A 24,866-nucleotide genomic window follows, 5' to 3' on the forward strand; every position below is an offset into this window, starting at 1 on the left:
CGCCGCCACGGGGCTTGCCCTCGTCGCGGCCACGGTCGCCGCCACGGCCGCCTTCGTCACGGCCGCCGCGGTCGCCGCCGCGGCCGCCCTCGTCGTCGCCACGGCCGCCGCCGTAGTCGCCGCCGCGGCCGCCCTCGTCGTCGCCACGGCCGCCCTCGTCGTCGCGACCGCCCTCGTCGCCGCCGCGGCCGCCTTCGTCGCTGGTGGTGACCCGGGCCATGAAGCCGCCACCGGCGTGGACGCCGCCACGGGGCTTGCCCTCGTCGCGGCCACGGTCGCCGCCACGGCCGCCTTCGTCACGGCCGCCGCGGTCGCCGCCGCGGCCGCCCTCGTCGCCGCCACGACCGCCCTCGTCGCCGCCGCGGTCGCCGCCGCGGCCGCCCTCGTCGCCGCCGCGGCCACCCTCGTCACGGCCGCCGCGGTCGCCGCCACGACCGCCCTCGTCGCCGGCGATGATGCCGGCCAGGAAGCCGCCACCGGCTTGGACGCCACCGCGGGGCCTGCCTTCGTCGCGGCCACCGCGGTCTCCACCGCGACCGCCTTCGTCACGGCCGCCGCGGTCTCCACCGCGACCGCCTTCGTCGCGGCCGCCGCGGTCTCCGCCGCGGTCGCTGCCTTCGTCACGGCCGCCGCGGTCTCCGCCGCGGTCGCCGCCTTCGTCCCGTCCGTGGTCGTCGCGCGAGGACGTTGCGCCGTTGTGGGGCCCTGCGTCCGCCGCCGTGACCATGGCGTAGGCGGAGGGGCCGGTGATGGCGAGGACCGCTGTGACAGCGGCCGAAGCGAACAGTGTGCGGGCAGAGCGCATCTGAACACATTCCTTCCGCCGCGACTGCGAAGAGTGACGGGGTGTCGACTCAGTGTGAAGCAGTGGCGACGTGATCCACCGTCAGCCAAAATGCGGGTCCGCGCCATCGGGGAGCGCCGCATTGGAGCTACGCCCTCGGCCCTTCGGGTGGCGAAGCGCCGATAATCACCCGTTGGACTGCACGCGGTGCCGCGCGAGGTTTGGGCGGTGCCCCGCCACCCGTTTGCTCGCACGGCGACACCGCCGGACGGCCGCGCTCCCGGCCGTGAGTGATCGCTCGGATCGGCGTGAACACCGCCTGGACCAGGGGGAGTTCGGATGTCGCTCGCCGTGCGTACGGTGAGGTTCCCAGGTGTGACGTCCGATGGGGTGCCGTCGGCGATCACCCTCCGATCCGCGTGGCGGTGCTTGCGGGCCGGAGACACGCCGAAAGCCGGGCTGCTTGCCCTCGGCCGCCTCGGTGTGATCGAGGAGGTGGTGCGCGGGGGCGGGGCGGTCGCCGCGATGCCCCGCCCCGCCCGTCGGCTGTTCGTCAGGTGGCCGGGCTGTCCCGGACGGACTCCTGACCGGCCCGGATCTCCCGCACGACGCGGGCCGGATTGCCGACCGCGACGACATCGGCCGGCAGGTCCTTGGTGACGACCGCACCCGCGCCGACCACGGTGTTCTCACCGATCGTCACACCCGGGCAGACGATGACCCCGCCGCCGAGCCACACGTTGTCGCCGATGGTGATGGGCCGTGCCGCCTCCCACTTCGCCCGGCGGGGCTCGGGCTCGACCGGGTGGGTCGGGGTGAGGAGCTGGACGTTCGGGCCGATCTGCACGTCGGCGCCGATGACGATCGGTGCCACGTCGAGGAGGACGGCGCCGAAGTTGATGAAGGTGCCCGCGCCGATCGTGATCTGCGAGCCGTAGTCCACCCGCAGCGGAGGCCGGACCTCCACACCCTCGCCCAGCTTTCCCAGCAGCGCGGTGAGCGCGGCGCGCCGACCCTCCGGATCGGCGGCCGAAGTGGCGTTGAACCGCTCGCTCAGCACGGCCGCACGCAGTGCGTCGGCGGCCAGCTCGGGGTCGTCGGCGATGTAGGGCTCCCCGGCGAGCATGCGCTCCTTCTGGCTGGTCACGTTCTTGTTCCTCCTGCTCGGTGGCGTGTCCGACCCGGTGATGTATCGATAAAGCACAGTGTCATACGCTCCCGTGGACCAGCAAGCAACAAGGACATGACACGCGCGACGCGCGACGGACGGAGAGGACGCCGATGGCGACGCTGAAGGATGTGGCCCGCGCGGCCGGGGTCTCGGTGATGACGGTCTCCAACGTCTTCAACGGCACCGGCAGGTTCTCCGCCCAGGTGCGCGACCGCGTCCGGGAGGCCGCCGAGCAGGTCGGATACGCGGGGCCCGATCCGGCCGCCGCCTCGCTGCGACGGGGGCGAACCGGCACGATCGGCGTCGTCCTGCCGCTTCCCCTGGAGACGGCCTTCGCCGACCCGGCCATGACCGCCTTCCTCCAGGGCGTCGCCCGCGCCTTCCACCGGCATGGGACGGGCATGACGCTGCTCGCCCTGCCGCCCGCCGTCGGACCGCTCGGCCGGGATGTCGAGACGCCGCTCGAACAGGTCGCGCGGGCTCCGCTCGCCGCGCTGGAGAAGGCCGTCATCGACGCGGCCCTGCTCCACAGCGTGGAGGAGGACCACGATGGGCTGGCCGTCCTCGCCAAACGCGGACTTCCGGTGCTGGCCGTCGACTCGCCGGGGCGCGAGAGCGGCGCGGCCCGCTTCGGCGCGGCGTGGGCGGGCTTCGTCACGGTCGACGACCGCGCCGGCGCGTACGCAGCCGCCCGTCACCTGACCGGCCTCGGACACCGCCGCGCCGTGATTCTCGTCGACCGCCTCGCCGCCCAGCCCCGTATCGGCCCGCTCCCCTGGACCAGGGCCATGGCCGATGTGACCAGCGCGGTGGTGCGTCAGAGGCTGACCGGCTACCGGGACGCCTGGACGGAGGGCGGGCTGTCGCCGGAGGACCTCGGTGTCGTCGAATGCGGCACCAACGACCCCGCCGCCGCCCGCCGGGCGGTCCGCGGACTGCTCTCCCGGCACGGCCCGCGGCCGACCGCCGTCCTCGCCGTGTCGGACAGTCTCGCGCTCGGCGCCTGTCACGCGGCCCACGAGCACGGTCTCTCCGTCCCCCACGACCTGTCCGTCCTCGGCTACGACGACAGCCCTGCGGCGGCCACCGCGTCCGTGCCTCTCACCACCGTGCACCAGCCCACCGACGGCAAGGGCGAGACTGCGGCCCGGCTGCTGCTCGAACGCATCGGGCAGCGGTCCGCCACGCCCGCCGCGGCGGCCCTGGAACTGCCCACCCGTCTCGTCGTCCGTTCCAGCACCGCCGCCGCCCCGGAAACGAAAGTGAACGACCGCCGACGGTGAAGCCGCCGGTAAATCGGTTGTCGTGCGGGGAGACACCTGCTGTACTCCCCGCAGCAGTCGACCGGCCGAGGAGAAGATCATGCGCGGAACTCTCATGTTCATTCAGACGGAAATCGCCACCGCCTTCGAATACATGGAGTTTCGTGCACACGCTGAATCTGGGAATTCTGGCGCATGTCGACGCCGGTAAGACGAGCCTGACCGAGCGGCTGCTCCACGCCGCCGGTGTCATCGACGAGATCGGCAGCGTCGACGACGGGAACACCCAGACCGATTCCCTGGCCCTGGAACGGCAACGCGGCATCACGATCAAATCCGCGGTCGTCTCGTTCGCCATCGACGACATCACCGTCAATCTGATCGACACACCCGGGCACCCGGATTTCATCGCCGAGGTGGAACGGGTGCTGAATGTGCTCGACGGCGCCGTGCTGGTCGTCTCCGCGGTGGAGGGCGTCCAGGCGCAGACCCGCGTTCTGATGCGGACGCTGCGCCGCCTGCGCATTCCGACGCTCATTTTCGTCAACAAGGTCGATCGCGGGGGTGCGCGGGAGGAATCCGTCCTGCGCGGCATCTTCGAGAAGCTGACCCCGGCCGTCGTCGCCATGGGATCGGTCGACGGGGCGGGTGGCAGGGCCGCCCGCTGCACGCCGTACACCGCCGCCGACGCGGGCTTCACGGACCGGCTGACCGAGCTGCTCGCCGATCACGACGACGCGCTGCTGGCGGCCTACGTCGAGAGTGCGGCGGCCCTTCCGTACGGCAGGCTGCGCGAGGCGCTGTCGGCGCAGACCGGGCGGGCGCTGGTGCATCCGGTGTTCTTCGGCTCGGCGATCACCGGGGCCGGAGTGGACGCCCTGATCAGCGGGATCAAGGAACTGCTGCCGGTGAGCGGGGGCGATGCGGACGGGCCGGTCTCGGGCACCGTCTTCAAGGTGGAGCGGGGTCCGGGCGGCGAGAAGATCGCGTACGTCCGGATGTTCTCGGGCACGGTACGCGTCCGCGACCGGCTGCCCTTCGACCGACGCGAAGCGAAGCACGGCGACGGAGAGGGCGAAGGAAACGGGAAGGGCGGGGGAAACGGGAAAGGCGGGGGAAAGCGGGGCGAAGGGAAGCGGGACGACGGGCGCGGCGAGGGGAAAGTGACCGGCATCAGTGTCTTCGACCGCGGCGCGGCCGTGTCGGAGCTCTCGGTCGGCGCGGGCCGGATCGCGAAGCTCCGGGGCCTCGGTGACATCCGGATCGGCGATACGGTCGGCGAACCGGGGACGAGCACGCCGGACCGCTGGTTCGCCCCGCCGACGCTGGAATCGGTCGTGGTCCCCCGTCCTCCGGCGAGCAGGGGCGAGCTGCATTTCGCGCTGGCGCAACTCGCCGAGCAGGACCCATTGATCAATCTGCGTCAGGACGACATCCGGAAAGAGGTGTCCGTCTCGCTCTACGGCGAGGTGCAGAAGGAAGTCATCCAGGCGACGCTGGCCGATGAATTCGGAATCGACGTCACCTTCCGCGAGACCACGACCATCTGTCTGGAGCGACCGAACGGCAGCGGTTCGGCGTACGAGGTCGGCGACCAGGAGCCCAATCCCTTTCTGGCGACCATCGGCCTTCGCGTCGATCCCGCCCCGATCGGCAGCGGTATCGAGTACCGGCTGGAGGTGGAACTGGGATCGATGCCGTTCTCCCTGATGAGGGCGGTGGAGGAGACCGTCGGCGAGACCCTGCGTCAGGGAATCCACGGCTGGCAGGTCACCGATTGCGTCGTCACCATGACGCATTCCGGCTACTGGCCCCGGCAGAGCCATTCCCACGCCGTCTTCGACAAGAGCATGTCGAGCACCGCCGGGGACTTCCGCAATCTGACCCCGTTGGTCCTCATGAGCGCGCTGGAGCAGGCCGGCACCACGGTGTACGAGCCGATGCACCGCTTCCGCCTGGAGTTCCCCGCGGACCTGCTCGGCCCGCTCCTGCCCGTACTCGCACACCTGCGGGCCGTCCCGGCAACACCGGCCGTGCGGGGTGCGGCGTGCGTGCTGGAGGGGGAGATCCCGGCGGCCCGGATCCATGAGCTGCAACAGCAGCTTCCGGCCCTGACGCGTGGCGAAGGGGTCCTGGAGTCCGACTTCGACTGCTACCGGGCCGTCGTCGGTACGGTCCCGGACCGGCCGCGCACCGACCGCAATCCGCTCAACCGCAAGGAGTACCTGCTGCAGACGGTACGCAGGATCGCCGCACGAGGGGATTGACACCGGCCCGGCCCGGCACGGTCCGCTGTCCGTGCCGGGCCCTGCGGCGGCCGCCGCGTCCGTGCCCGCACCTGCCCGGACCTGCGCGGCTCCCGTTCCGCCCCGTTGTAGGGCACCCTGGGCTGCCGCCCACCACCACCCGCAGGGGGTCAGCAGACCGTTGTCCAGGGTTGAGATCGCACATGAACAGAACCATCTCGACATGCTTCACGCCCGTGTGGAGGCGCTGCGCGCGTACGCCGGGCAGCAGCTGACCGGTGTGCTGCGGGAGACCGGCGGGACCCGACAGGGGCGGCTGGAGCGGGAGGCCGCCGCCGCCCGGTACGCAGGGCAGGTCGCGCGGTACGACGCGGCCGAGAACGGTCTCTGCTTCGGGCGGCTCGACCTGCGCGACGGGGAATGCCACTACATCGGCCGGATCGGGCTGCCCGCGGAGTCCGCCGACGAGGATCCGCTGCTGCTCGACTGGCGGGCCCCGGCGGCCCGCGCCTTCTACGTCGCCACGCCCGCGGCCCCGCACGGGGTGCGCAGGCGCCGCCACCTCACCACCCGTGGCAGACGGGTCGTCCGGCTCGACGACGAGGTGCTCGACCGGGACGGAGTGCCGGACAGCGAACTGACCGGCGAGGCGGCCCTGCTGGCCTCCCTCGACGCCGGGCGCACCGGCCGCATGCACGACATCGTCGCCACCCTCCAGGCCGAGCAGGACGCGATCATCCGTTCCGACCACCGCGGGGTCCTCGTCGTCCAGGGCGGGCCCGGCACCGGCAAGACCGCGGTCGCCCTGCACCGGGCCGCGTACCTGCTCTACACCCACCAGCAGCTGGCCTCCCGCGGTGTGCTGGTCGTCGGTCCCAACCCCACCTTCATCGGGTACATCGGACAGGTCCTGCCCGGCCTCGGTGAGAACAGCGTGCTGCTGTCCACCGTCGGAGAGCTGTACCCGGGGGTCCGGGCCGACCGCTCCGAGGAGCCGGAGACCGCCGAGCTCAAGGGCCGTGCGGAGATGGCGGCCGTGATCGCGGCGGCGGTACGGGACCGGCAGGTGCCGGCGGGCACGACGCTCGAAGTCGAGTTCGACGGCGATGTGGTCCGCCTGGGTCACGAGGAGTGTCTGCGCGCCGCCGACACCGCCCGCGCGACCCGGTTGCCGCACAACCTCGCCGCGCCCGTCTTCCGGCGCGAGATGGTGACGGAGCTCGCCCGGCGCTCCGTGGCGGCCACCCGTGCGCTCGCCGACCGGCTGGAGGCGGAGGTCGCCGACGTGCTCGCGGAAGCCGGTCTCGACCGCGCCGTGCGCGCCGACCTGGACTCCCTGCCGGGGCTCCTCGACGACGACGCGGCCGCCGCCCGGGAACGCACCGAGGCCCAGGACATCGCGGACGCGAGGCGCCTGCTCGCCACCGACGCCGACGTACGGGCCGCACTCGACGCCCTGTGGCCGCCGCTCACCCCGCAGCAGCTCCTCACCGAGCTGTACGGACAGCCGGCGCGCCTCGCCCCGGCCGCGACCGGACTCACCGACGAGGAGAGGGGGCTGCTGTTCCGCGCGCCGGACGACGGCGGCTGGAGCGCCGCCGACGTACCCCTCCTCGACGAGGCCGCCGAACTGCTCGGCCGGGACGACCGGGCGGCCGAAGCGGCCGCCGCGCAGGAGCGCGCCGAGGGCGTCGCGTACGCACAGGGCGTCCTGGACCTCGCCGCGGCCGACGGGGAGGACGAGGAGGACGGCGGCCCGGCCGGACCGGTCGACGCGCAGACCCTCGCCGAGCGCCACGAGGAACGCACCACCCGTACCGTCGTCGAGCGGGCCCTCGCCGACCGGAGCTGGGTCTTCGGGCACATCATCGTCGACGAGGCGCAGGAACTCTCCCAGATGGCCTGGCGACTGCTGATGCGGCGCTGCCCGACCCGTTCCATGACCCTGGTCGGCGACGTCGCCCAGACCGGAGACGAGGCCGGGGCGTCCTCGTGGGCGTCCGCGCTCGCCCCGCACGTCGGCGACCGGTGGCGGCAGGCATCGCTCACCGTCAACTACCGCACCCCCGCCGAGATCATGGCGTCCACCACCGATGTGCTCGCCGCGCTCGGCCCCGGTCTCGAACCGCCGCGCTCGGTGCGGGAGACGGGCGTCGCCCCCTGGCGGCTGCGCACCGACGACACCGTCCGCACCCTCGCCGACCTGGCCGCGAAGGAGGCGGCGGCGCTGGACGAGGGCAGGCTGGCCGTGATCGTCCCCGACGCGCGGCGCGACGAACTGGGGGCCGCGGTGGCGCGCGCGGTGCCGGGAGCGGCGTACGGGGAGGAGCCCGACCTGGAGAACCGGGTCGTGGTCCTCGGCGTGCGGCAGGCGAAGGGACTGGAGTTCGACGTGGTGCTGCTGGCCGACCCCGCGGCCGTGCTCGACCGTTCGGTACGGGGCCTGAACGACCTGTACGTGGCACTCACACGGGCGACACGGCGACTGGGCGTCATCCACGAGGGACCGGCCCCCGGAGTGCTGGCGGAGGCGGTGACGGAACTGCGCTGACGCGGGGGACGGGGTGCGGGGGACGAGGAACGGCGGGCCGGTGCGGCCGGTCCGGCACCGGCCGGTGTGCTCCCGCCCCCGCCCCCGGTCCGGCGGCCACCCTGCCGCCCGCGTCCGTCAGTTCAGCAACGCCCGTGCCGCCCGTGCCCGCTGCCGGATCGCCTCCGCCGTCTCGGGTTCGACCCCCTCGACCACATCCGCGTACTCCTCCATCTCCGCGGCCCCGCGCGCGAACTGCCCGCTCTGAACGAGCAGCTGGGCCCGCTCGTAGCGCAGGCGGGCCGGATGCGAGGGAAGCAGCAGTGAGAGGTCCACCGCCCACAGCGCGACATCCGTCCGCTCCGGACGGGCCGCCGCCCAGGCCCTGATGTTGTTCAGGATCCGCAGCACGATCTCCAGCGGCCGCGCGGGCACCAGCATCGACTCGTCGAGCGGTTCCCCGGTCGCCCCCGCCACCAGCAACTCCGCGTCCTGCCCGGTCATCGGCCGTCCGCCGTCGAAGGGGTCGGCCAGCACCCGCTCGGCCGGATCGCCGAACCCGACGACGAAATGACCGGGCAGCGCCACCCCGTACACCGGCGCGCCCGCCCGCCGCGCCACCTCGATCCACACCACGGACAGCAGGATCGGCAGCCCGCGCCGCTGCCGCAGCACCTCGTGGAGCAGTGACGAACCGAGCCGGTGGTAGTCCGCCGACGAGCCCGCGAAGCCGCACCGCTCGCCGAGCAGTTCCGCCAGGGCCGAGGCCCACTCGCGGCCGCCCCGCATCCCGTACGGGAGCCGGCCCGCCAGTTCGTCCAGTTCGATCTGCGCCGCGTCGATCCCCCGCGTGTCCAGCGCGGGATCGGCCACCGCCGCCAGCAGCAGGCAGAGCAACGCGAGGTCCGGCCGTTCGGCGCGCGCCTCCTCGGCGAACCGGCTGCGCGGATCCTCGCTCTCGGGGTTCATGGGATGCCTGCCTCCGTCACGCCGGCCGGAAGTGGTGATACCGATGATGGACCGCGAACCCCATGCCCTCGTAGAGCGCCCGCGCCCCCTCGTTGTCCGTCTCCACCTGCAGCCACGCAGCCGACGCGCCCTCGTCCAGGGCCTTGCGGGCGAGCGCGGTCATCACGGCGGTGGCGAGCCCTCGGCGCCGCTGCGCGGGATCGACCTCGACGGCCATGAATCCCGCCCATCGCCCGTCCACCACGCACCGTCCGATCGCTGCGGGCGCCGCGTCCCCGGCGTCACCGGGCACGGAGGCGAACCACACCGAAGGGCCGCCGCGCAGCACCTCCAGGACGTGCGCTCCCGGTGTCTCGAAGCGCTGATAGCGGGAGAGCCACGCCTCGTCGAGATCCCGGCTCAGCCGTACCCCCGACACATCGGCGTCCAGATCACCGATCGGCGCCGCCGCGGCGATCCGTACCTCCGCCGTCACCTCGCGCCGCCATCCGCGCTCCTCCAGCTCCGCGCAGAGCCGCTCCTGGGTGCCTTCGGCGCCGGTCGCGGTCTGGATGTACGCGGGCAGACCGCGCTCCTCGTACCACCGCCGGACGCGCCCGAGTGCCTCGTCGAGCGGTATGCCCGGATCGCCGAGCGGCAGGACGGAGTTGGCGCGCCGGGTGAACCCCTTCGCGGCGCGCAGCCGCCAGTCGCCCAGCGGCTCGCTCTCCACCGGCGGCCAGGCGCGGGCACAGACCCGCGCGAGTTCGTCGAAGGAGGCCGCGGGGCCGCGCCGCCGGGCCGGCGCCGCGGGTACGACCTTGCCCGCCACCAGCGTCGATTCCGTGATACGGACGGAGTCACCGCTCTTCGTTGTGATCGACAGCACACCACTGTCCCATGATGTGAGAACGCCAACCGTGTCGGTGAACTTCATTCCCTGCGGGCCACGCTCGGTCACGCGCCGGACTGATACACGTTTGCCCACGTCAGCCGGTGTAATTCGGACTTCGAGTTGTCCGCCGATGGTGAATTCCACAGCTCTCTCAGCCCCTCCTGTTCGGTTCGTGCCCGGGAACGGAGATACTAGGGGCGGGCATCGACGACGCCGCGCTCCCGCGCGAGAGCCAACGCCCTACCGAGGAGGAACGACAGCGTGACCTACGTCATCGCGCAGCCTTGTGTCGACGTGAAGGACAAGGCCTGCATCGAAGAGTGCCCCGTCGACTGCATCTACGAGGGCCAGCGGTCCTTGTACATCCACCCGGACGAATGCGTCGACTGTGGAGCCTGTGAGCCGGTGTGCCCGGTCGAGGCGATCTTCTACGAGGACGACACCCCGGAGGAGTGGAAGGACTACTACAAGGCGAACGTCGAGTTCTTCGACGACCTCGGGTCGCCCGGTGGTGCCTCCAAGCTGGGCCTGATCGAACGCGACCACGCGTTCATCGCCGCGCTGCCGCCGCAGAACCAGTAGTCAGCGGCAGGCGCGTGGGTCGCCCCGGTCCCGTACGGCTCGTCACCGTGCGGGACCGAGGCGTTTCCACGGCCGAGCGGCCCGAGCAACGGTCTGGTGCACGATGGAGAGCGGATCGGCGAGCGGCATCACGCGGCTTCGGCGAGCGGCCTCACGCGGCTTCGGATCCGAGGCGGAGGGAGGCGACGCGGAGCGTCGTCGACCGACGACAACGCCGGAGGCGAGCCGCATGACGCCGGGAGCCCGCTCGCCATCGTGCACCAGGCCGTAACCCCCCGTACGAGAAAGCAGAGATCCGTGTCCGCAGTCTCCTCCCGTCTCCCGGTCTTCCCCTGGGACAAGCTCGCGCCCTACAAGTCGACGGCCGCCGCCCACCCGGACGGCATCGTGGACCTCTCCGTCGGCACGCCCGTCGACCCGGTGCCCGAGCTGATCCGGCGGGCGCTCGTCGCCGCGGCGGACAGCCCCGGCTATCCGACGGTGTGGGGGACCGCCGAACTGCGTGACGCGATCACGGGCTGGGTGGAGCGGCGGCTCGGCGCGGTCTCCGTGGGGCACGAGAACGTCCTGCCGGTCGTCGGCTCCAAGGAGCTGGTGGCCTGGCTGCCGACCCAGCTCGGTCTCGGCGCGGGCGACAAGGTGGCGTATCCGCGCCTGGCCTACCCGACGTACGAGGTGGGTGCCCGGCTCTGCGGCGCCGAGCCCGTGGTCTACGACGACCCGACCGAGCTCGACCCGGCCGGCCTGAAGCTGCTCTGGCTCAACTCGCCGTCCAACCCGACCGGCCGCGTCCTGGCCAAGGACGAGCTGACCCGGATCGTCGCCTGGGCACGCGAGCACGACGTGCTGGTCTTCAGCGACGAGTGCTACCTGGAACTGGGCTGGGAGGCCGAACCCGTCTCCGTACTGCACCCCGACGTCTGCGGTGGCACGTACGAGGGCATCGTCGCCGTCCACTCGCTCTCCAAGCGGTCCAACCTGGCCGGGTACCGCGCGGCCTTCATCGCGGGGGACGCGGCCGTGCTCGGCGAGCTCCTGCTGATCCGCAAGCACGGCGGAATGATGACGCCGGCCCCGGTCCAGGCGGCGACGGTCGTGGCGCTCGGCGACGACGAGCACGTCGCCGAGCAGCGGACCCGGTACGCGGAGCGGCGCGCGGCCCTGCGCACGGCGCTGGAGGCCCACGGCTTCCGCGTCGAGCACAGCGAGGCGAGCCTCTACCTGTGGGCGACCCGGGACGAGCCGTGCTGGGAGACCGTGGCGTACCTCGCGGAACTCGGCATTCTGGTGGCGCCCGGCGACTTCTACGGGCCGGCCGGTGACCGCTTCGTACGCGTGGCGTTCACCGCGACGGACGAGCGGGTGGCCGCCGCGGTCAAGCGGCTGGCCTGACAGTCCGGCGATCATCCGCGCGGGGCCCCGGGAGTGCGCACTCCCGGGGCCCCGCGCGGATGTCGTGCCGACGGATCGGGTCAGCCGACCGGCAGGCCGTTCGTGGGCAGACCGCCCCGGGTCGCGGCACCGGTGGCGCCGCCGAGGACCTCGCCGGCGCTGCCCGCCGCACCCCCGGTGGCGTTCTGGACGGCGGGGGCCGCCTGGGAGCCGGCCTTGCCGACGGTCTTGCCCGCGGCCGGGAGGGTCGTACCGACGATCTTGCCGCCGGTCTCGCCCGCCGCCTTGGTGCCCTGCTGGGACGTGCCGTCGACCGTCTTGCCGAGGCCGGCGCCGTCGACGGTGGTCAGACCGCCGAGCTCCGGGGTCTGCGGGAGCGCCGCGGCACCTGCGGATCCGGCCGCACCGACCACGGGGGCCGCACCCGCGGCGATCAGCAGCGCGGCACGGGCGATCCGGCGGGTCAGGGGGAGGGACATGATGCTCCTTCGACGGGATGAGGAATCGGTCGGTCCGTTGACCGGACGCAATGACAACCGTCGAAAGGGTGGGGGAGGTTGCGGTGGGGCGAGGCAAAGAGTCGGCAATGCGTCACATAATCCGCAACGGATGAATCGGGGCAGACGCCGCATTCCCGAACGGCCCGATGAACCGTCGCTTCCCTTTGTCCTCAAGAGAATCCGGGGGTGGGGGAGGGGCGGTGAGGGCGCCGGGCGACGGGCCGTCCCGGAGCGTCCGGACGACGCCTGAGGGGGAACGCCCCTACTGGTGTGCGAGCCGTATGCGGACCTCGTCGGTGCCCGATTCCGTACGGTCCGTCCGCCAGCCCGACCCGGCCTCCCACACCCGGCCCGCGTACGCGACCTCGTCCAGGCGGAGCGCCTCGGACTGTGCGACCGCCCAGTGCGCGAGCTCCCAGCCGCGCCGCGCCGGGTCCTTCGTCCCCGAGGCGCGGGACGCCCGCACCGGCACCGAGACCGTGCTCGTCGCCGCCGTACCGGCCGCGCCCTTCCCGTCCTTCGTCGACGGTGCCTGCGCGGGGAGCACGTCCTTGCCGAACGCGCGTACCAGCTCCGCCCGCACCTTGGCCGCATCGGCCGTCGCGGCCGTGGCCCGCGGCGGCGCGCAGTTCAGCGCGGCGGGGGTGCGGCCGGTCAGCGCCGCCGCCAGCAAGGCCGCGTCCGGCTCGTGCTTCGCGTACGCCTGCGGGTAGCCGCTGCGCTGGACCCGCTGCGCGGCGACCGTCAGCGGCAGCCGCGAATAGCCGGGGACCTCGGCCAGATGCCGGTAGAACTCCCCCGAGGAGTAGACCGGGTCGAGGATCTGCTTCCCGGTGCCCCAGCCCTGCGAGGGGCGCTGCTGGAACAGGCCCAGCGAATCCCGGTCGCCGTGCTCGATGTTGCGCAGCCCGGACTCCTGCAACGCGGTCGCCAGCGCGATCGTCACCGCTCGCTCCGGCATCCCGCGCGAGGTGCCGACCGCGGAGATCGTCGCGGCGTTCGAGGCCTGCTCCGGGCTCATCCGGTAGGTGCGGCCCTTGCCGGCCGAACCGTCGGCGGATTCCACGGTGCACCCTTCGAGGACCATGGTGCCGGATATGTACTGCACGGTCAGATAGCCGCCGAGGGCGGCGAGCACGACGAAAGCGGCCGCGATACGGGAGAGGCGGCTGCGGCTGGTGTGTCGGCGGGTGGGGGAGACGGTCCGGGGCACGGGGCCACCGTACTGGAGTGCTCCGCAGGGGCCGAGGGCCCCGTCCCTCCGGCCCGTTCCCGCCGGTCCGTTCCCCTTCCATTAGGGTCGGTTCATGCCCGAAAGCACGCTTGACCTCACCCTGGACGGCCCGGCGCTGACCGCCCGGCTCGTCGACTTCCCCTCGGTCAGCGGCCAGGAGAAGGAGCTCGCCGACGCGATCGAATCGGCGCTGAGCACCCTGCCGCATCTGACCGTCGACCGGCACGGCAACAACGTCGTGGCCCGGACGAACCTGGGCCGGGCCGAGCGGGTCGTGCTCGCCGGGCACATCGACACCGTGCCGATCGCCGACAACGTCCCGTCGCGGCTCGACGACGACGGCGTGCTGTGGGGCTGCGGCACCTCCGACATGAAGTCGGGCGTCGCCGTCCAGCTGCGGATCGCCGCGACCGTGCCCGAACCCAACCGCGACCTCACCTTCGTCTTCTACGACAACGAGGAGGTCGCCGCGCACCTCAACGGGCTCGGCCACATCGCCGACGCCCACCCCGACTGGCTGGCGGGCGACTTCGCGGTCCTGTTGGAGGGCTCCGACGCCGAGGTCGAGGGCGGCTGCCAGGGCACCCTGCGGGTCTTCCTGCGCATGGAGGGGGAGCGGGCCCACTCCGCGCGCGGCTGGATGGGCTCCAACGCCATCCACGCCGCCGCTCCGGTCCTGGCCCGGCTCGCCGCGTACGAACCGCGCCGCCCGGTCATCGACGGGCTGGAGTACCACGAGGGCCTGAACGCGGTCCGGATCGAGGGCGGCGTCGCCAACAACGTCATCCCCGATGCCTGCACCGTCGTCGTGAACTACCGGTACGCCCCCGACCGCACCGCCGAGGAGGCGCTGGCCCACGTCCACGAGGTCTTCGCGGACTGCGGCGTCGTCGAATTCACCGTCGACGACCACTCGGGAGCGGCCATGCCCGGCCTCTCCCACCCGGCGGCCGAGGCGTTCATGGCGGCGGTCGGCGGTACCGCCCGGCCCAAGTTCGGCTGGACCGACGTCTCCCGTTTCGGCTCTCTCGGCGTCCCGGCGGTGAACTACGGCCCCGGCGACCCGCTCTTCGCGCACAAGCGCGACGAGCACGTGGTGGTCGAACGGATCACCCACTGCGAGGAGCGGCTCCGCGCCTGGCTCACCGGCTGACCCACGGCATTCGCCTGTCCGTAACCTCCGTGGATCTACCCTGACCTGACACGGATGGTCACCGCCGGTGGCCGTCGATCGTCGTCGGAGGGAGCGGATCATGGGCAACCCCGAGGGAGCGCACGTCCCCGAGGAGCAGCGGCTCGGACCGGTACTGCGCCGCAGGGAACAGGTACAGCCCGGCACCACCGATCAGCGGCTGCTGGACACCGAGGGCGACTCCGAGTGGGTGCACACCGACCCATGGCGGGTGATGCGCATCCAGTCGGAGTTCGTCGAGGGATTCGGCGCCCTCGCCGAGCTGCCGAGCGCCATCAGCGTCTTCGGCTCGGCCCGCAGCAAGGCCGGCGGGCCGGACTACGAGGCGGGAGTACGCATCGGCAAGGCCCTGGTGGAAGCCGGCTTCGCGGTGATCACCGGGGGCGGGCCCGGGGCCATGGAGGCGGCGAACAAGGGGGCGCGTGAGGCGAAGGGCGTCTCGGTCGGGCTCGGCATCGAGCTGCCCTTCGAGTCGGGTCTCAACCCGCACGTCGACATCGGGGTCAACTTCCGCTACTTCTTCGTCCGCAAGACGATGTTCGTGAAGTACGCCCAGGGCTTCGTCGTCCTGCCCGGCGGCCTCGGCACGCTGGACGAGCTCTTCGAGGCCCTCACCCTCGTCCAGACGGGCAAGGTCACCCGCTTCCCGATCGTGCTGTTCGGCACGGCGTACTGGAGCGGGCTGGTGGACTGGCTGCGGGACACGGTGGTGGCGCAGGGCAAGGCGTCCGAGCACGACCTGCTGCTGTTCCACGTCACGGACGACGTGGAGGAGGCGGTCGACCTCGTGACGAAGGAGGTCGGCCGGTAGTCCGGGCCTCCGCGGCGATCAACCCGCACGTCGGCATCGGGGTCGACTTCCGCTGCTTCTTCGTCCGCAAGACGGTGGTCGTGAAGTACGCCCGGGGCTTCGTCGTCCTGCCCGGCGGCCTCCCGGTCACGGGCAGGGGTGCGGGTGCCGGCCCTCTCCGGGCGGCCGCCCGCGCTGTACCGCCGCCCCGCGTCCCGGCTGAGGGGTGTCCCGTCATCCCTGGTGGAGCAGCGCGCGCCCGCCAGGGGTTACGGGACAGCCCTTACGGTCTCGCCCACGATCGGCAGCGGCGTCGCGGTGCCCGGGGCCTCCCCCTCCGGCGTTGTCGTCGGTCGCCGACGCTCCTTCCCCGAGCTCTCGGCTGCGTTCGAGCAGGAAAGACCCCATCCGACTCCCTCCTCCGCCTCGGATCCGAAGGCCCCGGACGCCGCTCCTTCTCCCACTGCCCATCACGGGCGAGGCCGTCAGGCGAGCCCTCGCCGGGCGACCGCCGGTTCCCGGTGCCCCGCGATGGAGGCCACCATGTCCAGCACCTGCCGCGTCTCCGCCACCTCGTGCACCCGGTACACCTGTGCCCCCAGCCATGCGGAGACGGCCGTCGTCGCCAGTGTCCCGATCACCCGTTCCTTCACCGGCCGGTCGAGCGTCTCGCCGACGAAGTCCTTGTTGGACAGCGAGACGAGGACCGGCCACCCGGTCTCGGTCATCTCGCCGAGCCGACGCGTCGCCTCCAGCGAGTGCCGGGTGTTCTTCCCGAAGTCATGACCGGGGTCGATCATGATGCCGTCCGGCCGCACGCCCAGCTCGACCGCCCGCTCGGCCAGTCCCACCGTCACCCGCAGGATGTCCGCCATCACGTCGTCGTAGGCGATCCGGTGCGGCCGGGTCCGCGGCTCGGCGCCGCCCGCGTGCGTGCACACCAGACCGGCGCCGTACCGCGCGGCGACCTCCGCGAGCTTCGGGTCGACGCCTCCCCACGCGTCGTTCAGCACATCCGCCCCGGCCTCGCAGACCGCCTCGCCGACGTCGTGGCGCCAGGTGTCGACACTGATCACGACGTCCGGGTGGCGGCGCCGCACCTCGGCGACGAACCCCACCGTGCGACGGGCCTCCTCCTCGGCGGTCACCTCTTCGCCGGGGCCCGCCTTCACGCCCCCGATGTCGACGATCGCCGCGCCGTCCGCGACGGCCTGCTCGACCCGGGCGAGCGCCGGCTCGTCCCGGAACGTCGCGCCCTGGTCGTAGAAGGAGTCCGGGGTACGGTTCACGATCGCCATGATCACCGGCTCGTGCGCACCGAATTCACGTCGGCCCAGCCTGAGCGCACCGCTTCGCATCCCGTGTTTCTCCTCTGGTAGATCGCCCCATGGGTCGCCTGCGACCCTAACGGCCCCGCCCACGATCGGCAGCGGCGTCGCGGCGTCCGGGACCTCCGCCTCCGCCTCCGGCGTTGGCGTCGGTCGCCGACGTTCCTTCCCCGAGCTCTCAGCTGCGTTCGAGCAGGGGAGACCCCATCCGGCTCCCTCCTCCGCCCGCCGTCCGAGCCGCGCGACGTCGCTCGCGATCCACTGCCTGTCCCCCGGGAGGCCGTGGCTGTCAGTACCGCATGGCACGATCGGACCCGGACAGGTTTCCGCTCCCGGGGAGATGCGCGTGTTCTGGTTCTTGCTGCTGGCGATGGTGGTGGTCGTGGCCGCGGTCACCCTCGCGGTGGTCGGCGGAGGGAAGAGCGCCGTCCTGCAGGACGTGGCGCCCGAGCAACTGACCGACCCGTTGCCCGCGACGCGACCGGTGGGCCGCGCGGACGTCGAGGCTCTGCGGTTGCCGGTGGCCTTGCGCGGTTACCGCATGACGGATGTCGACGAGGCACTCGACCGGCTCGGTGCGGAGCTTGCCGAGCGGGACGCGCGGATCGCGGAGCTGGAGTCGGCACTGGCCGGGGCGCAGGCGACCGCGGTCGGCGGCCCGGATCTGCTCAAACGGCCGGAGGGCCGGCCACAGCCGGCGTGGGAGCCACCGGAGGACCGTGAGCGAGCACCGTGGGAAGCCCCCCTCCGGCAGCCTCGGCAGGACCCGGGGCGGGATCCGGGGCAGGACGCCCGACGGCCCGACGAGCACGGAGAGGAGCCCCGGCGATGAGCGGCGGCCCGGAAGCGGCCCCGGACGGCGGCCTGCGCTGCCCGTGGGGGCTCTCCACCGAGGACTACCTCACGTATCACGACACCGAATGGGGCCGCCCCGTCCACGGTGACGACGCCCTGTTCGAACGGCTCTGTCTGGAGGCGTTCCAGTCCGGTCTTTCCTGGCTGACGATCCTGCGTCGCCGGGAGGGCTTCCGCTCCGCCTTCGCGGGGTTCAAGATCGCCGCGGTGGCGGAGTTCACCGACGCCGACAAGGAGCGGCTCCTCGCCGACGCCGGGATCATCCGCAACCGGGCGAAGATCGAGGCGACCCTTGCCAACGCCAAGGTGCTGGCCGACTGGCGCGCCGGTGAGCTGGACGAGCTGATCTGGTCCCACGCCCCCGATCCGGCCGCCCGCCCGGCCCCGCGCACCGTCGAAGACGTGCCCGCTGTCACCCCGGAGTCCACGGCGCTGGCCAAGGACCTCAAGAAGCGCGGCCTGCGCTTCGTCGGACCCACGACGGCCTACGCCCTGATGCAGGCCTGCGGCCTGGTCGACGACCACCTGGCCGACTGCGTGGCGCGCGGAGCCGGGGCGTAGGACTCGTCCGGGGCCGGACCGGCCCCCGTGGCTACCGGCCGAGGTACTTCGGCTTCTCCTTGTTCAGGAACGCCCGTACCGCGGTCGCGTGGTCCTCGGAGGCGCCCGCCCTCGTCTGGAGCTCGTCCTCCTTCTCCAGCGCCTCGCTCAGCGTGTGAGTGGTGCCGTGGGCCAGGGACTCCTTGAGCGAGGCGTACGCCACCGTGGGACCGGACGCCAGGGCGCGCGCCACGGCCGTCGCCTCGGCGGCCAGCTCGGCGGCGGGCACCAGCTTGTTGACGATGCCCAGCTCGTGGGCTTCCTTCGCGGAGATCGAGCGCGGGAAGAACAGCAGGTCCGCGGCGCGGCTCTGTCCGATCAGCCGGGGCAGCGTCCAGGAGACGCCCGAGTCGGCGGTGAGGGCCACCCCGGCGAAGGACGTGTTGAACGAGGCGGTGTCGGCGACCACCCGGTAGTCGCAGGCGAGCGCGAACCCGAAACCGGCCCCGGCCGCGACACCGTTCACCCCGGCGACCACCGGCTTGGGCATCCCGGTGATGGCCCGCACGATCGGGTTGTAGTGCTCCTGCACGGTGCTCAGCGCATTGCCGCCGCCGGACTCGCGGGCTTCGTCGAGCTTGCCGATGTGCTCCTTCAGGTCCTGGCCGACACAGAAGGCACGCCCCGTCGCGGTGAGCAGAACGGCCCGAACGTCGGGGTCGGCGGCCGCGGACCGCAGCGCGTCACGGAGCGCCACCTTGGCCGCGGTGTTCATGGCGTTCATCGCGTCGGGACGGTTGATCGTGATCGTCGCGAGCCCCTCGCCCACCTCGTAGAGCACGCTGTCCGCCATCCGGTCGGCCATTTCGCTGTCCCCTCTGCGCCTCGGGCAATGCCTGTCCACGCAAGCATGGCCGACTCGGGCGCGAGCGAACATGTGACCTGCGTCTAACAATTGCGCCCCGATGGAGGGGTGAAGGGGACGGAGTATCGCAGCTGGATCGCCGAATTGGGTGGTTTTGAGAAAGCGCGTTGCTCAAGCGATGCAGACCGATGTTGGTCATCGGGGTCTGTGATGCGGGATAATGGCCTGGAAGCAATGTGTTCGATGCCGGTGACACAGCGCCTGTCATGGGGCCGCCGGTTGCGATGAGCTGGTTTCAGGAAGGGGAACGAGCATGGCGGCCATGAAGCCGCGGACGGGCGACGGCCCGCTCGAGGTGACAAAGGAGGGGCGGGGCATTGTCATGCGCGTTCCGCTCGAAGGCGGCGGTCGGCTTGTCGTGGAGCTGACCCCGGACGAGGCCGATGCACTCGGCGACGCCCTCAAGAAGGTCGTCGGCTGAGCAGAGGCGCCCACACTTCATCACTGCCCCGGCACGGTGTCCGTGCCGGGGCAGTGATGCGTTCACGCCCGACGTGGCAGGGCCCGTCCGGCGGTCGGAACCATCGCGGCGCGAGCGGACCGGTCCGGCGACGGAGGACGCGCCCGGACGCCCCGGGCACGGGACGGGGGCCGTGCCCCGCTCCGCGCCGCCATCGCCTCAGCCCCGCCGCACCGCGCACAGCAGCCCGTCCCCCACCGGCAGCAGTGTCGCCATCAGCTCCTGGCTCTCCCGCACCGCGCGCAGCAACTCCCGCAGCCGCAGCACCTCCGCCGGCTGTGCCGCGGAATCGACCGTACGGCCGTCGGCGAACACGCCCTCGAAACAGACCAGGCCGCCCGGCCGGAGCAGGCGCAACGATTCAGCGAGACAGTCGAGGCTCTCCAGCCGGTCGCCGTCGCAGAACACCAGGTCGTACCCGCCGTCCGCGAGCCGTGGCAGTACGTCCAGGGCGCGGCCGGGAATGAAGCGGGCCCGGTTGGTGGCGAACCCCGCGGCCCGGAACGCCTGACGGGCGAACTGCTGGCGCTCGGGCTCCGGATCGACCGTGGTCAGCACCCCGTCGGGCCGCATGCCGTGCAGCAGATAGAGTCCGGACACGCCCGTCCCGGTGCCGATCTCGGCCACCGCTTTGGCGTCCGTCGTGGCAGCGAGCAAGCGCAGCGCGGCGCCGGTACCTGGCGACACCGAGCGAAGCCCTGCCTCCCGGGCCCGGTCCCTGGCCCAGCGCAATGCTTCGTCCTCGGCGACAAAGGCGTCGGCGAACGCCCAGCTCGTCTGCCGGTTGGCGGTAATGACCCTCTCCTGTCCCCGTAGTTGGCGCAACGGTGACTGTATCCGCTGCACCCGGGAACCCGCTGATGGGACCAGGCGTTGTGCAGGAGCAGGGGAAAGCGCATGGAATCGGCCCGCGGATCGGGTCCGGAGCCATGGGCCGACGGTACCCGGGGCGATCCCCGGCCCCAGCAGGAAAAAGGCTTATCCGGAGCTAACGGGCGAGGTGGCTATGGTAGGGACTCCACTGGACACCACCAGAGCCGATAGGGGAGGTGCGGCTGCGCCTGTGGATCGGGGAGGAGTGCTACGGCGCTTCCTCAGGTCGGCGGGTGAGCCGAAATCCGTGACCAACATTGCTGACCGTTCTTCCAACGACTCCGCAACGACCGCGACGTTCGCCTCGGATGCGGATTCCCAGGCGTGGACGCCACCCTCATGGGAAGAGATCGTCAGCACGCACAGCGGCCGTGTCTACCGCCTTGCCTACAGGCTGACGGGCAATCAGCACGACGCGGAGGATCTCACCCAGGAGGTCTTCGTCCGCGTGTTCAGGTCGCTGTCGACCTATACGCCGGGCACCTTCGAGGGCTGGCTGCACCGCATCACGACCAATCTGTTCCTGGACATGGTCCGCCGTAAGCAGCGGATCCGCTTCGACTCCCTCGGCGACGACGCCGCCGAGCGGCTGCCGAGCCGTGAGCCGTCCCCGCAGCAGGTCTTCAACGACACCCACTTCGACGCGGACGTCCAGCAGGCGCTGGACACCCTCGCGCCCGAATTCCGTGCCGCCGTCGTGCTCTGTGACATCGAGGGCCTCTCGTACGAGGAGATCGCCGCGACGCTGGGCGTGAAGCTCGGTACCGTGCGCAGCCGCATCCACCGCGGTCGCTCGCACCTGCGCAAGGCGCTGCGGCACCGTTCGCCCGAGGCCCGTGCCGAGCAGCGCTCGCTGGCGGGCGCGATCCTGGCAGGGGAGGGCGGAACGGCGTGAGTGGCACAAGTCCGACCCCTGCGGAGCAGCACCTGGGGGACCGACTCGCCGCGCTTGTCGACGGCGAACTGAAACATGACGCCCGCGAGCGCGTGCTCGCGCATCTCGCGACCTGTGCCAAGTGCAAGGCCGAGGCTGCCGCCCAGCGGCGCCTGAAGAGCGTCTTCGCTCAGTCCGCCCCGCCTTCGCCGTCCGAGGGGTTCCTCGCCCGGCTGCAGGGCCTTCCCGGGGGACCGGGGGGTGACGACGACCGCCAGGGAAGACCATTCGGCTCCGGGCGCTTCGCCGACGGGCTCTTCCCCGTGATCCAGCCGCCCGGCAGCCGCACGGAGTCGCCGGGTGATTCGCCCCTGGGCGGTTTCGGCTTCCTCCCGGATCCGCACGGATCGACCGCCGTACTGCCGGGTGGTTCCTCCCGTCCGGGCTTCCGGATCCATGAGGTGGGCCGCGAGGGGGACCGTTCGCCGTGGCGCGGCCGGAGATTCGCCTTCGCAGCCGCCGGCGCCGTGTCGCTGGCGGCCATCGCGCTGGGCGGAGCCCTGCAGACGGGCGCGGGTTCCAGCACCCCGATGCGGGCCGCGGGCACCGGAAACACGGTGACCCCGCTCGACACGGCTTCCCGAGGTGAGAACACCGGCCCCGCGAGCCGTCGCGGCGGTGGTGGCCAGAGCACGCTCGCCGCGACGGAGGCGGGCGACCGCTCGATCGCCGCCGCCGGACCGCCGCCCGTGCCGGAGGCCACACCGGCCGCGCTCTCCGCCGGCCCCGCGCTGCTCACTTCCGGAAACCTCACGGAGAGCACCTTCGCGGTTCCGGTCCTGACCAATATGTCCGCGCCACCGCTGATACGTCCGACCGGCACCTCCCCGCTCTTCGCCCGAGTGCTCGGAACACTCGCCCCGCCGACCCCGTCACCCCCGTCGCCCTCCGTGCAGCCGTCCTGGACGCCTCCGTCGGCCTCCGCTCTCCCCACCCCCGCCGATCGCGGACTACCGCTTTCCTCCCGGCGCTGACCAAGGTCTGCGCAGACCTTCGCAAACCTGGTTGAATTCCGGGAGGAATTCCGGGAGGCACGCCCTTTCCGGGGCGTGCAGAGGCCAGTCGCGGCAGTTGCGGGGAGAGCATGGAAGACGGGAAGTCCACCGGGTCGAAGGCGAAGTGGTGGAGCCGGCCCGCGCCGGGACGTACCGCCCGCACAGCGCCGGACGAGCCGTCCCCCGTCGAGGACGCGTTGCCCACGGCTGATGTGACGGACCCGGCGGGCGGGACACGGGCGGCCGCGCCCGACGCGCCGCTCCAGCCGCCGGCGGCCGAACCGGTGGTGCGGCCCCCGGCGGTGGAGCCCGTGGCATCCGTACCGGCCGCGCGGCCCGCGCCCCTGCACGAGCCCGATGAGTACAGCACCCCGCCGTACGGCGGACCCGGCCCCTGGGCGCCCGCACCGCCCGTGCAGCGACCGGTCCCGACCCCGGCGCACGGCACCCCCGTACCCCCGCAGTACGCCGCGACGAACGGGGCGGGCGTCCCCGACGCCGGCACCGCGGCCCCGGGTTTCACACCCCCGCCGCAGCACTCACCGGCGCAGCACCCATTGGGTGCGCAGCCCGTGCTCCAGCCCCAGCAGCCCCAGTCGACGCAGTGGCTCCAGTACGACCCCTGGGGTGCGCCCCGGCAGCCGCTGACCGATCCGGGTCCGCCGCTCGGGGCAGGCAACGGCCGGAAGAAGAGCCGCCGCGGTTCCCTCCTCATCGGTGCGGTGCTGCTCGCGCTGGTGGCCGGCGGCATCGGCGGCGGCATCGGCTCCTACATCGAGCGCAACGGCGGTCTCACCCGGGTCGAGCTCCCGCAGGCCGGCCGGAACAGCGGCGGCCGCGCCCCCGACAGCGTCGCGGGCATCGCCGCCAGCGCCCTGCCCAGCGTGGTGACCCTCCACGTCAGCGGCACGACCGAGTCCGGCACCGGCACCGGATTCGTTCTCGACAACCGCGGCCACATCCTCACCAACAACCATGTCGTCGCCCCCGCCGGGTCCTCCGGCGAGATCACCGTGACGTTCAGCGGCGGTGAGACCGCGCGCGCCGAGGTCGTCGGCAAGGACAGCGGCTACGACCTCGCCGTCGTCAAGGTCACCGGCGTCTCCGGCCTCAAGCCGCTGCCGCTGGGCAACTCCGACAATGTGCAGGTCGGTGACCCGGTGGTGGCCATCGGTGCCCCCTTCGACCTGTCCAACACGGTGACCTCCGGCATCATCAGCGCCAAGGACCGGCCGATCACCGCGGGCGGCGAGAAGGGCGACGGCAGCGACATCAGCTATGTCGACGCGCTGCAGACCGATGCCCCGATCAACCCGGGCAACTCCGGGGGCCCGCTCGTCGACACCGACGCCCATGTCATAGGCATCAACAGCGCCATCCGCGCCGCCGACAACGGATCGAGCACCGAGGGCGGGCAGGCCGGGTCCATCGGTCTCGGCTTCGCCATTCCGATCAACCAGGGCAAGCGCGTCGCCGAGGAGCTGATCAACACCGGAAAGGCCACCCACCCGGTGATCGGCGTCACATTGGACATGAAGTACACCGGCGACGGTGCCAAGGTCGGCGCGAAGGGCGCTGCGGGCAAGTCCGCGGTGGCGCCCGACGGGCCCGGGGCCAGAGCCGGGATCAAGCCGGGGGACGTCATCACCGCGGTCGACGGCCAGCGGGTGCACAGCGGCGAGGAGCTGATCGTGAAGATCCGCGCCCACCGGCCCGGCGACCGTCTGGACCTCACCTTGACCCGTGGTGGTAAAGACCTGTCCATCTCTTTGACGCTCGGCTCCGCAACCGGCACGTGACGGCCACGGGACGCTACCGCGCGGGTAGTTTCGACCGGTACCGTGGGCCGGGTCCGGACCACAACCGACCTGGTCGCGGAGAACACGAGGAGCAACAGGGTGTTCAATGACATAGGCCCACTGGAGCTGGTGACGCTCGCGGTCCTGGGCGTACTGATCTTCGGCCCGGACAAGCTGCCCAAGGTCATCCAGGACGCCTCGCGCTTCATCCGTAAGATCCGCGAGTTCTCCGAGAGCGCCAAGGAGGACATCCGTACGGAGCTCGGCCCGGAGTTCAAGGACTTCGAGTTCGAGGACCTCAACCCCAAGACGTTCGTCCGCAAGCAGCTCATGGACGGCGGCGACGACCTGGGGCTGAAGGAGATCCGCGAGAGCTTCGACCTGCGCAAGGACCTGGCAGAGGTCACCGACGCGGTGAACGGCAGGGAAAGCGCCGCCGTGGAGTCCGCGGACTCCCGCAGCGGCGTGTCGAGCGGCTCGGCGAGCTCGGCGAGCACCGCCGCCAACGGCTCCGCCGGGACTCCGGACCTGCTCAAGAAGCGTGAACAGCCCGCGAAGGACGACCGCCCGCCGTTCGACGCCGACGCCACCTGACCGCGGTCAATCCCGACTCGTCCGGACGGTATGGCTA

23 protein-coding genes are annotated in these 24,866 nt (G+C 72.2%); 15 read left to right on the forward strand and 8 right to left on the reverse strand.

Annotation, left to right across the window (positions count from 1 at the left end):
• A partial coding sequence (locus ACIQCZ_RS04765) for a hypothetical protein (RefSeq protein ID WP_402279741.1) occupies window positions 1-970 on the forward strand: 970 nt, incomplete at its 5' end.
• A gap of 367 nt (window positions 971-1,337) precedes the next feature.
• Here the strand turns inward: ACIQCZ_RS04765 and ACIQCZ_RS04770 are convergent.
• Window positions 1,338-1,910 carry a sugar O-acetyltransferase gene (locus tag ACIQCZ_RS04770; protein ID WP_402280223.1) on the reverse strand — a complete coding sequence of 191 codons (573 nt, stop codon included), beginning with the start codon at window positions 1,908-1,910 and terminating at the stop codon, window positions 1,338-1,340.
• A 155-nt stretch (window positions 1,911-2,065) separates the two neighbouring features.
• On the opposite strand from ACIQCZ_RS04770, the gene ACIQCZ_RS04775 reads away from it, so the two are divergent.
• From ACIQCZ_RS04775 to ACIQCZ_RS04785, 3 genes are all read left to right on the forward strand, one after another.
• Window positions 2,066-3,238, forward strand: coding sequence for a LacI family DNA-binding transcriptional regulator (locus tag ACIQCZ_RS04775; protein ID WP_402279743.1), 1,173 nt, complete (start codon window positions 2,066-2,068; stop codon window positions 3,236-3,238).
• 143 nt (window positions 3,239-3,381) lie between these two features.
• The gene (locus tag ACIQCZ_RS04780; RefSeq protein ID WP_402279745.1) at window positions 3,382-5,484 is read left to right on the forward strand and encodes a GTP-binding protein; all 2,103 of its coding nucleotides are present in this window, start codon (window positions 3,382-3,384) and stop codon (window positions 5,482-5,484) included.
• Window positions 5,485-5,686: 202 nt separating this feature from the next.
• Window positions 5,687-8,014, forward strand: a complete 2,328-nt coding sequence (locus ACIQCZ_RS04785) for a HelD family protein (RefSeq protein ID WP_402279746.1) — start codon at window positions 5,687-5,689, stop codon at window positions 8,012-8,014.
• A 117-nt stretch (window positions 8,015-8,131) separates the two neighbouring features.
• On the opposite strand, the gene ACIQCZ_RS04790 is transcribed toward ACIQCZ_RS04785, so the two are convergent.
• Window positions 8,132-8,962, reverse strand: a complete 831-nt coding sequence (locus ACIQCZ_RS04790) for a tetratricopeptide repeat protein (RefSeq protein WP_402279747.1) — start codon at window positions 8,960-8,962, stop codon at window positions 8,132-8,134.
• A gap of 16 nt (window positions 8,963-8,978) precedes the next feature.
• Window positions 8,979-9,980, reverse strand: a complete 1,002-nt coding sequence (locus ACIQCZ_RS04795) for a GNAT family N-acetyltransferase (RefSeq protein WP_402279749.1) — start codon at window positions 9,978-9,980, stop codon at window positions 8,979-8,981.
• 117 nt (window positions 9,981-10,097) lie between these two features.
• On the opposite strand from ACIQCZ_RS04795, the gene fdxA reads away from it, so the two are divergent.
• Together fdxA and dapC are read left to right on the forward strand one after the other, a co-directional pair.
• The gene (gene fdxA / locus ACIQCZ_RS04800; protein ID WP_018956287.1) at window positions 10,098-10,418 is read left to right on the forward strand and encodes a ferredoxin; all 321 of its coding nucleotides are present in this window, start codon (window positions 10,098-10,100) and stop codon (window positions 10,416-10,418) included.
• Window positions 10,419-10,715: 297 nt separating this feature from the next.
• Window positions 10,716-11,810 carry a succinyldiaminopimelate transaminase gene (dapC, locus tag ACIQCZ_RS04805; protein WP_402279751.1) on the forward strand — a complete coding sequence of 365 codons (1,095 nt, stop codon included), beginning with the start codon at window positions 10,716-10,718 and terminating at the stop codon, window positions 11,808-11,810.
• Between the two features lie 80 nt (window positions 11,811-11,890).
• On the opposite strand, the gene ACIQCZ_RS04810 is transcribed toward dapC, so the two are convergent.
• Both ACIQCZ_RS04810 and ACIQCZ_RS04815 read right to left on the reverse strand, forming a co-directional pair.
• Window positions 11,891-12,289 (reverse strand): ATP-binding protein, encoded by a 399-nt coding sequence (locus tag ACIQCZ_RS04810; protein WP_402279752.1) that lies wholly within the window; start codon window positions 12,287-12,289, stop codon window positions 11,891-11,893.
• 283 nt (window positions 12,290-12,572) lie between these two features.
• Window positions 12,573-13,523: a hypothetical protein gene (locus tag ACIQCZ_RS04815; protein ID WP_402279753.1), complete on the reverse strand. Its 951-nt coding sequence runs from the start codon at window positions 13,521-13,523 to the stop codon at window positions 12,573-12,575.
• 94 nt (window positions 13,524-13,617) lie between these two features.
• Here ACIQCZ_RS04815 and dapE point away from each other — a divergent pair, with 94 nt between their 5' ends.
• Together dapE and ACIQCZ_RS04825 are read left to right on the forward strand one after the other, a co-directional pair.
• Entirely contained in the window at window positions 13,618-14,697 is a 1,080-nt protein-coding gene (dapE, locus tag ACIQCZ_RS04820; protein WP_402279755.1) for a succinyl-diaminopimelate desuccinylase, read from the forward strand.
• A 100-nt stretch (window positions 14,698-14,797) separates the two neighbouring features.
• Window positions 14,798-15,547 (forward strand): TIGR00730 family Rossman fold protein, encoded by a 750-nt coding sequence (locus ACIQCZ_RS04825; protein ID WP_402279757.1) that lies wholly within the window; start codon window positions 14,798-14,800, stop codon window positions 15,545-15,547.
• Between the two features lie 464 nt (window positions 15,548-16,011).
• On the opposite strand, the gene folP is transcribed toward ACIQCZ_RS04825, so the two are convergent.
• A complete protein-coding gene (gene folP / locus ACIQCZ_RS04830) occupies window positions 16,012-16,884 on the reverse strand; it encodes a dihydropteroate synthase (RefSeq protein ID WP_351075575.1) in 873 nt (290 codons plus the stop codon).
• 316 nt (window positions 16,885-17,200) lie between these two features.
• Between folP and ACIQCZ_RS04835 the strand changes: the two genes are divergently transcribed.
• Both ACIQCZ_RS04835 and ACIQCZ_RS04840 read left to right on the forward strand, forming a co-directional pair.
• Complete coding sequence (locus tag ACIQCZ_RS04835) at window positions 17,201-17,686, forward strand: DivIVA domain-containing protein (protein WP_402279759.1); 486 nt, start codon at window positions 17,201-17,203, stop codon at window positions 17,684-17,686.
• Complete coding sequence (locus ACIQCZ_RS04840) at window positions 17,683-18,270, forward strand: DNA-3-methyladenine glycosylase I (RefSeq protein ID WP_402279760.1); 588 nt, start codon at window positions 17,683-17,685, stop codon at window positions 18,268-18,270. The genes ACIQCZ_RS04835 and ACIQCZ_RS04840 overlap by 4 nt, the downstream gene beginning before the upstream one ends.
• A 31-nt stretch (window positions 18,271-18,301) precedes the next feature.
• Here ACIQCZ_RS04840 and ACIQCZ_RS04845 read toward each other — a convergent pair whose 3' ends face one another.
• The gene (locus ACIQCZ_RS04845; RefSeq protein ID WP_402279762.1) at window positions 18,302-19,114 is read right to left on the reverse strand and encodes an enoyl-CoA hydratase/isomerase family protein; all 813 of its coding nucleotides are present in this window, start codon (window positions 19,112-19,114) and stop codon (window positions 18,302-18,304) included.
• Between the two features lie 313 nt (window positions 19,115-19,427).
• Between ACIQCZ_RS04845 and ACIQCZ_RS04850 the strand changes: the two genes are divergently transcribed.
• Window positions 19,428-19,595 (forward strand): DUF3117 domain-containing protein, encoded by a 168-nt coding sequence (locus ACIQCZ_RS04850; protein ID WP_003966491.1) that lies wholly within the window; start codon window positions 19,428-19,430, stop codon window positions 19,593-19,595.
• A gap of 198 nt (window positions 19,596-19,793) precedes the next feature.
• On the opposite strand, the gene ACIQCZ_RS04855 is transcribed toward ACIQCZ_RS04850, so the two are convergent.
• The gene (locus ACIQCZ_RS04855; RefSeq protein WP_402279764.1) at window positions 19,794-20,459 is read right to left on the reverse strand and encodes an O-methyltransferase; all 666 of its coding nucleotides are present in this window, start codon (window positions 20,457-20,459) and stop codon (window positions 19,794-19,796) included.
• Window positions 20,460-20,640: 181 nt separating this feature from the next.
• Here ACIQCZ_RS04855 and sigE point away from each other — a divergent pair, with 181 nt between their 5' ends.
• The 4 genes from sigE (at window position 20,641) to ACIQCZ_RS04875 (ending at window position 24,829) form a co-directional block, all read left to right on the forward strand.
• Window positions 20,641-21,402 carry an RNA polymerase sigma factor SigE gene (gene sigE / locus ACIQCZ_RS04860; RefSeq protein ID WP_402279766.1) on the forward strand — a complete coding sequence of 254 codons (762 nt, stop codon included), beginning with the start codon at window positions 20,641-20,643 and terminating at the stop codon, window positions 21,400-21,402.
• Complete coding sequence (locus ACIQCZ_RS04865) at window positions 21,399-22,415, forward strand: zf-HC2 domain-containing protein (protein WP_402279768.1); 1,017 nt, start codon at window positions 21,399-21,401, stop codon at window positions 22,413-22,415. The genes sigE and ACIQCZ_RS04865 overlap by 4 nt, the downstream gene beginning before the upstream one ends.
• A 110-nt stretch (window positions 22,416-22,525) precedes the next feature.
• On the forward strand, window positions 22,526-24,235 hold the full coding sequence (locus ACIQCZ_RS04870; protein ID WP_402279769.1) for a trypsin-like peptidase domain-containing protein: 1,710 nt from the start codon (window positions 22,526-22,528) through the stop codon (window positions 24,233-24,235).
• A 99-nt stretch (window positions 24,236-24,334) separates the two neighbouring features.
• A complete protein-coding gene (locus ACIQCZ_RS04875) occupies window positions 24,335-24,829 on the forward strand; it encodes a sec-independent translocase (RefSeq protein ID WP_402279771.1) in 495 nt (164 codons plus the stop codon).
• Window positions 24,830-24,866 lie beyond the last annotated feature (37 nt).

The organism is Streptomyces sp. NPDC093149 (assembly GCF_044754145.1).
In the GTDB taxonomy this organism is placed as follows: domain Bacteria; phylum Actinomycetota; class Actinomycetes; order Streptomycetales; family Streptomycetaceae; genus Streptomyces.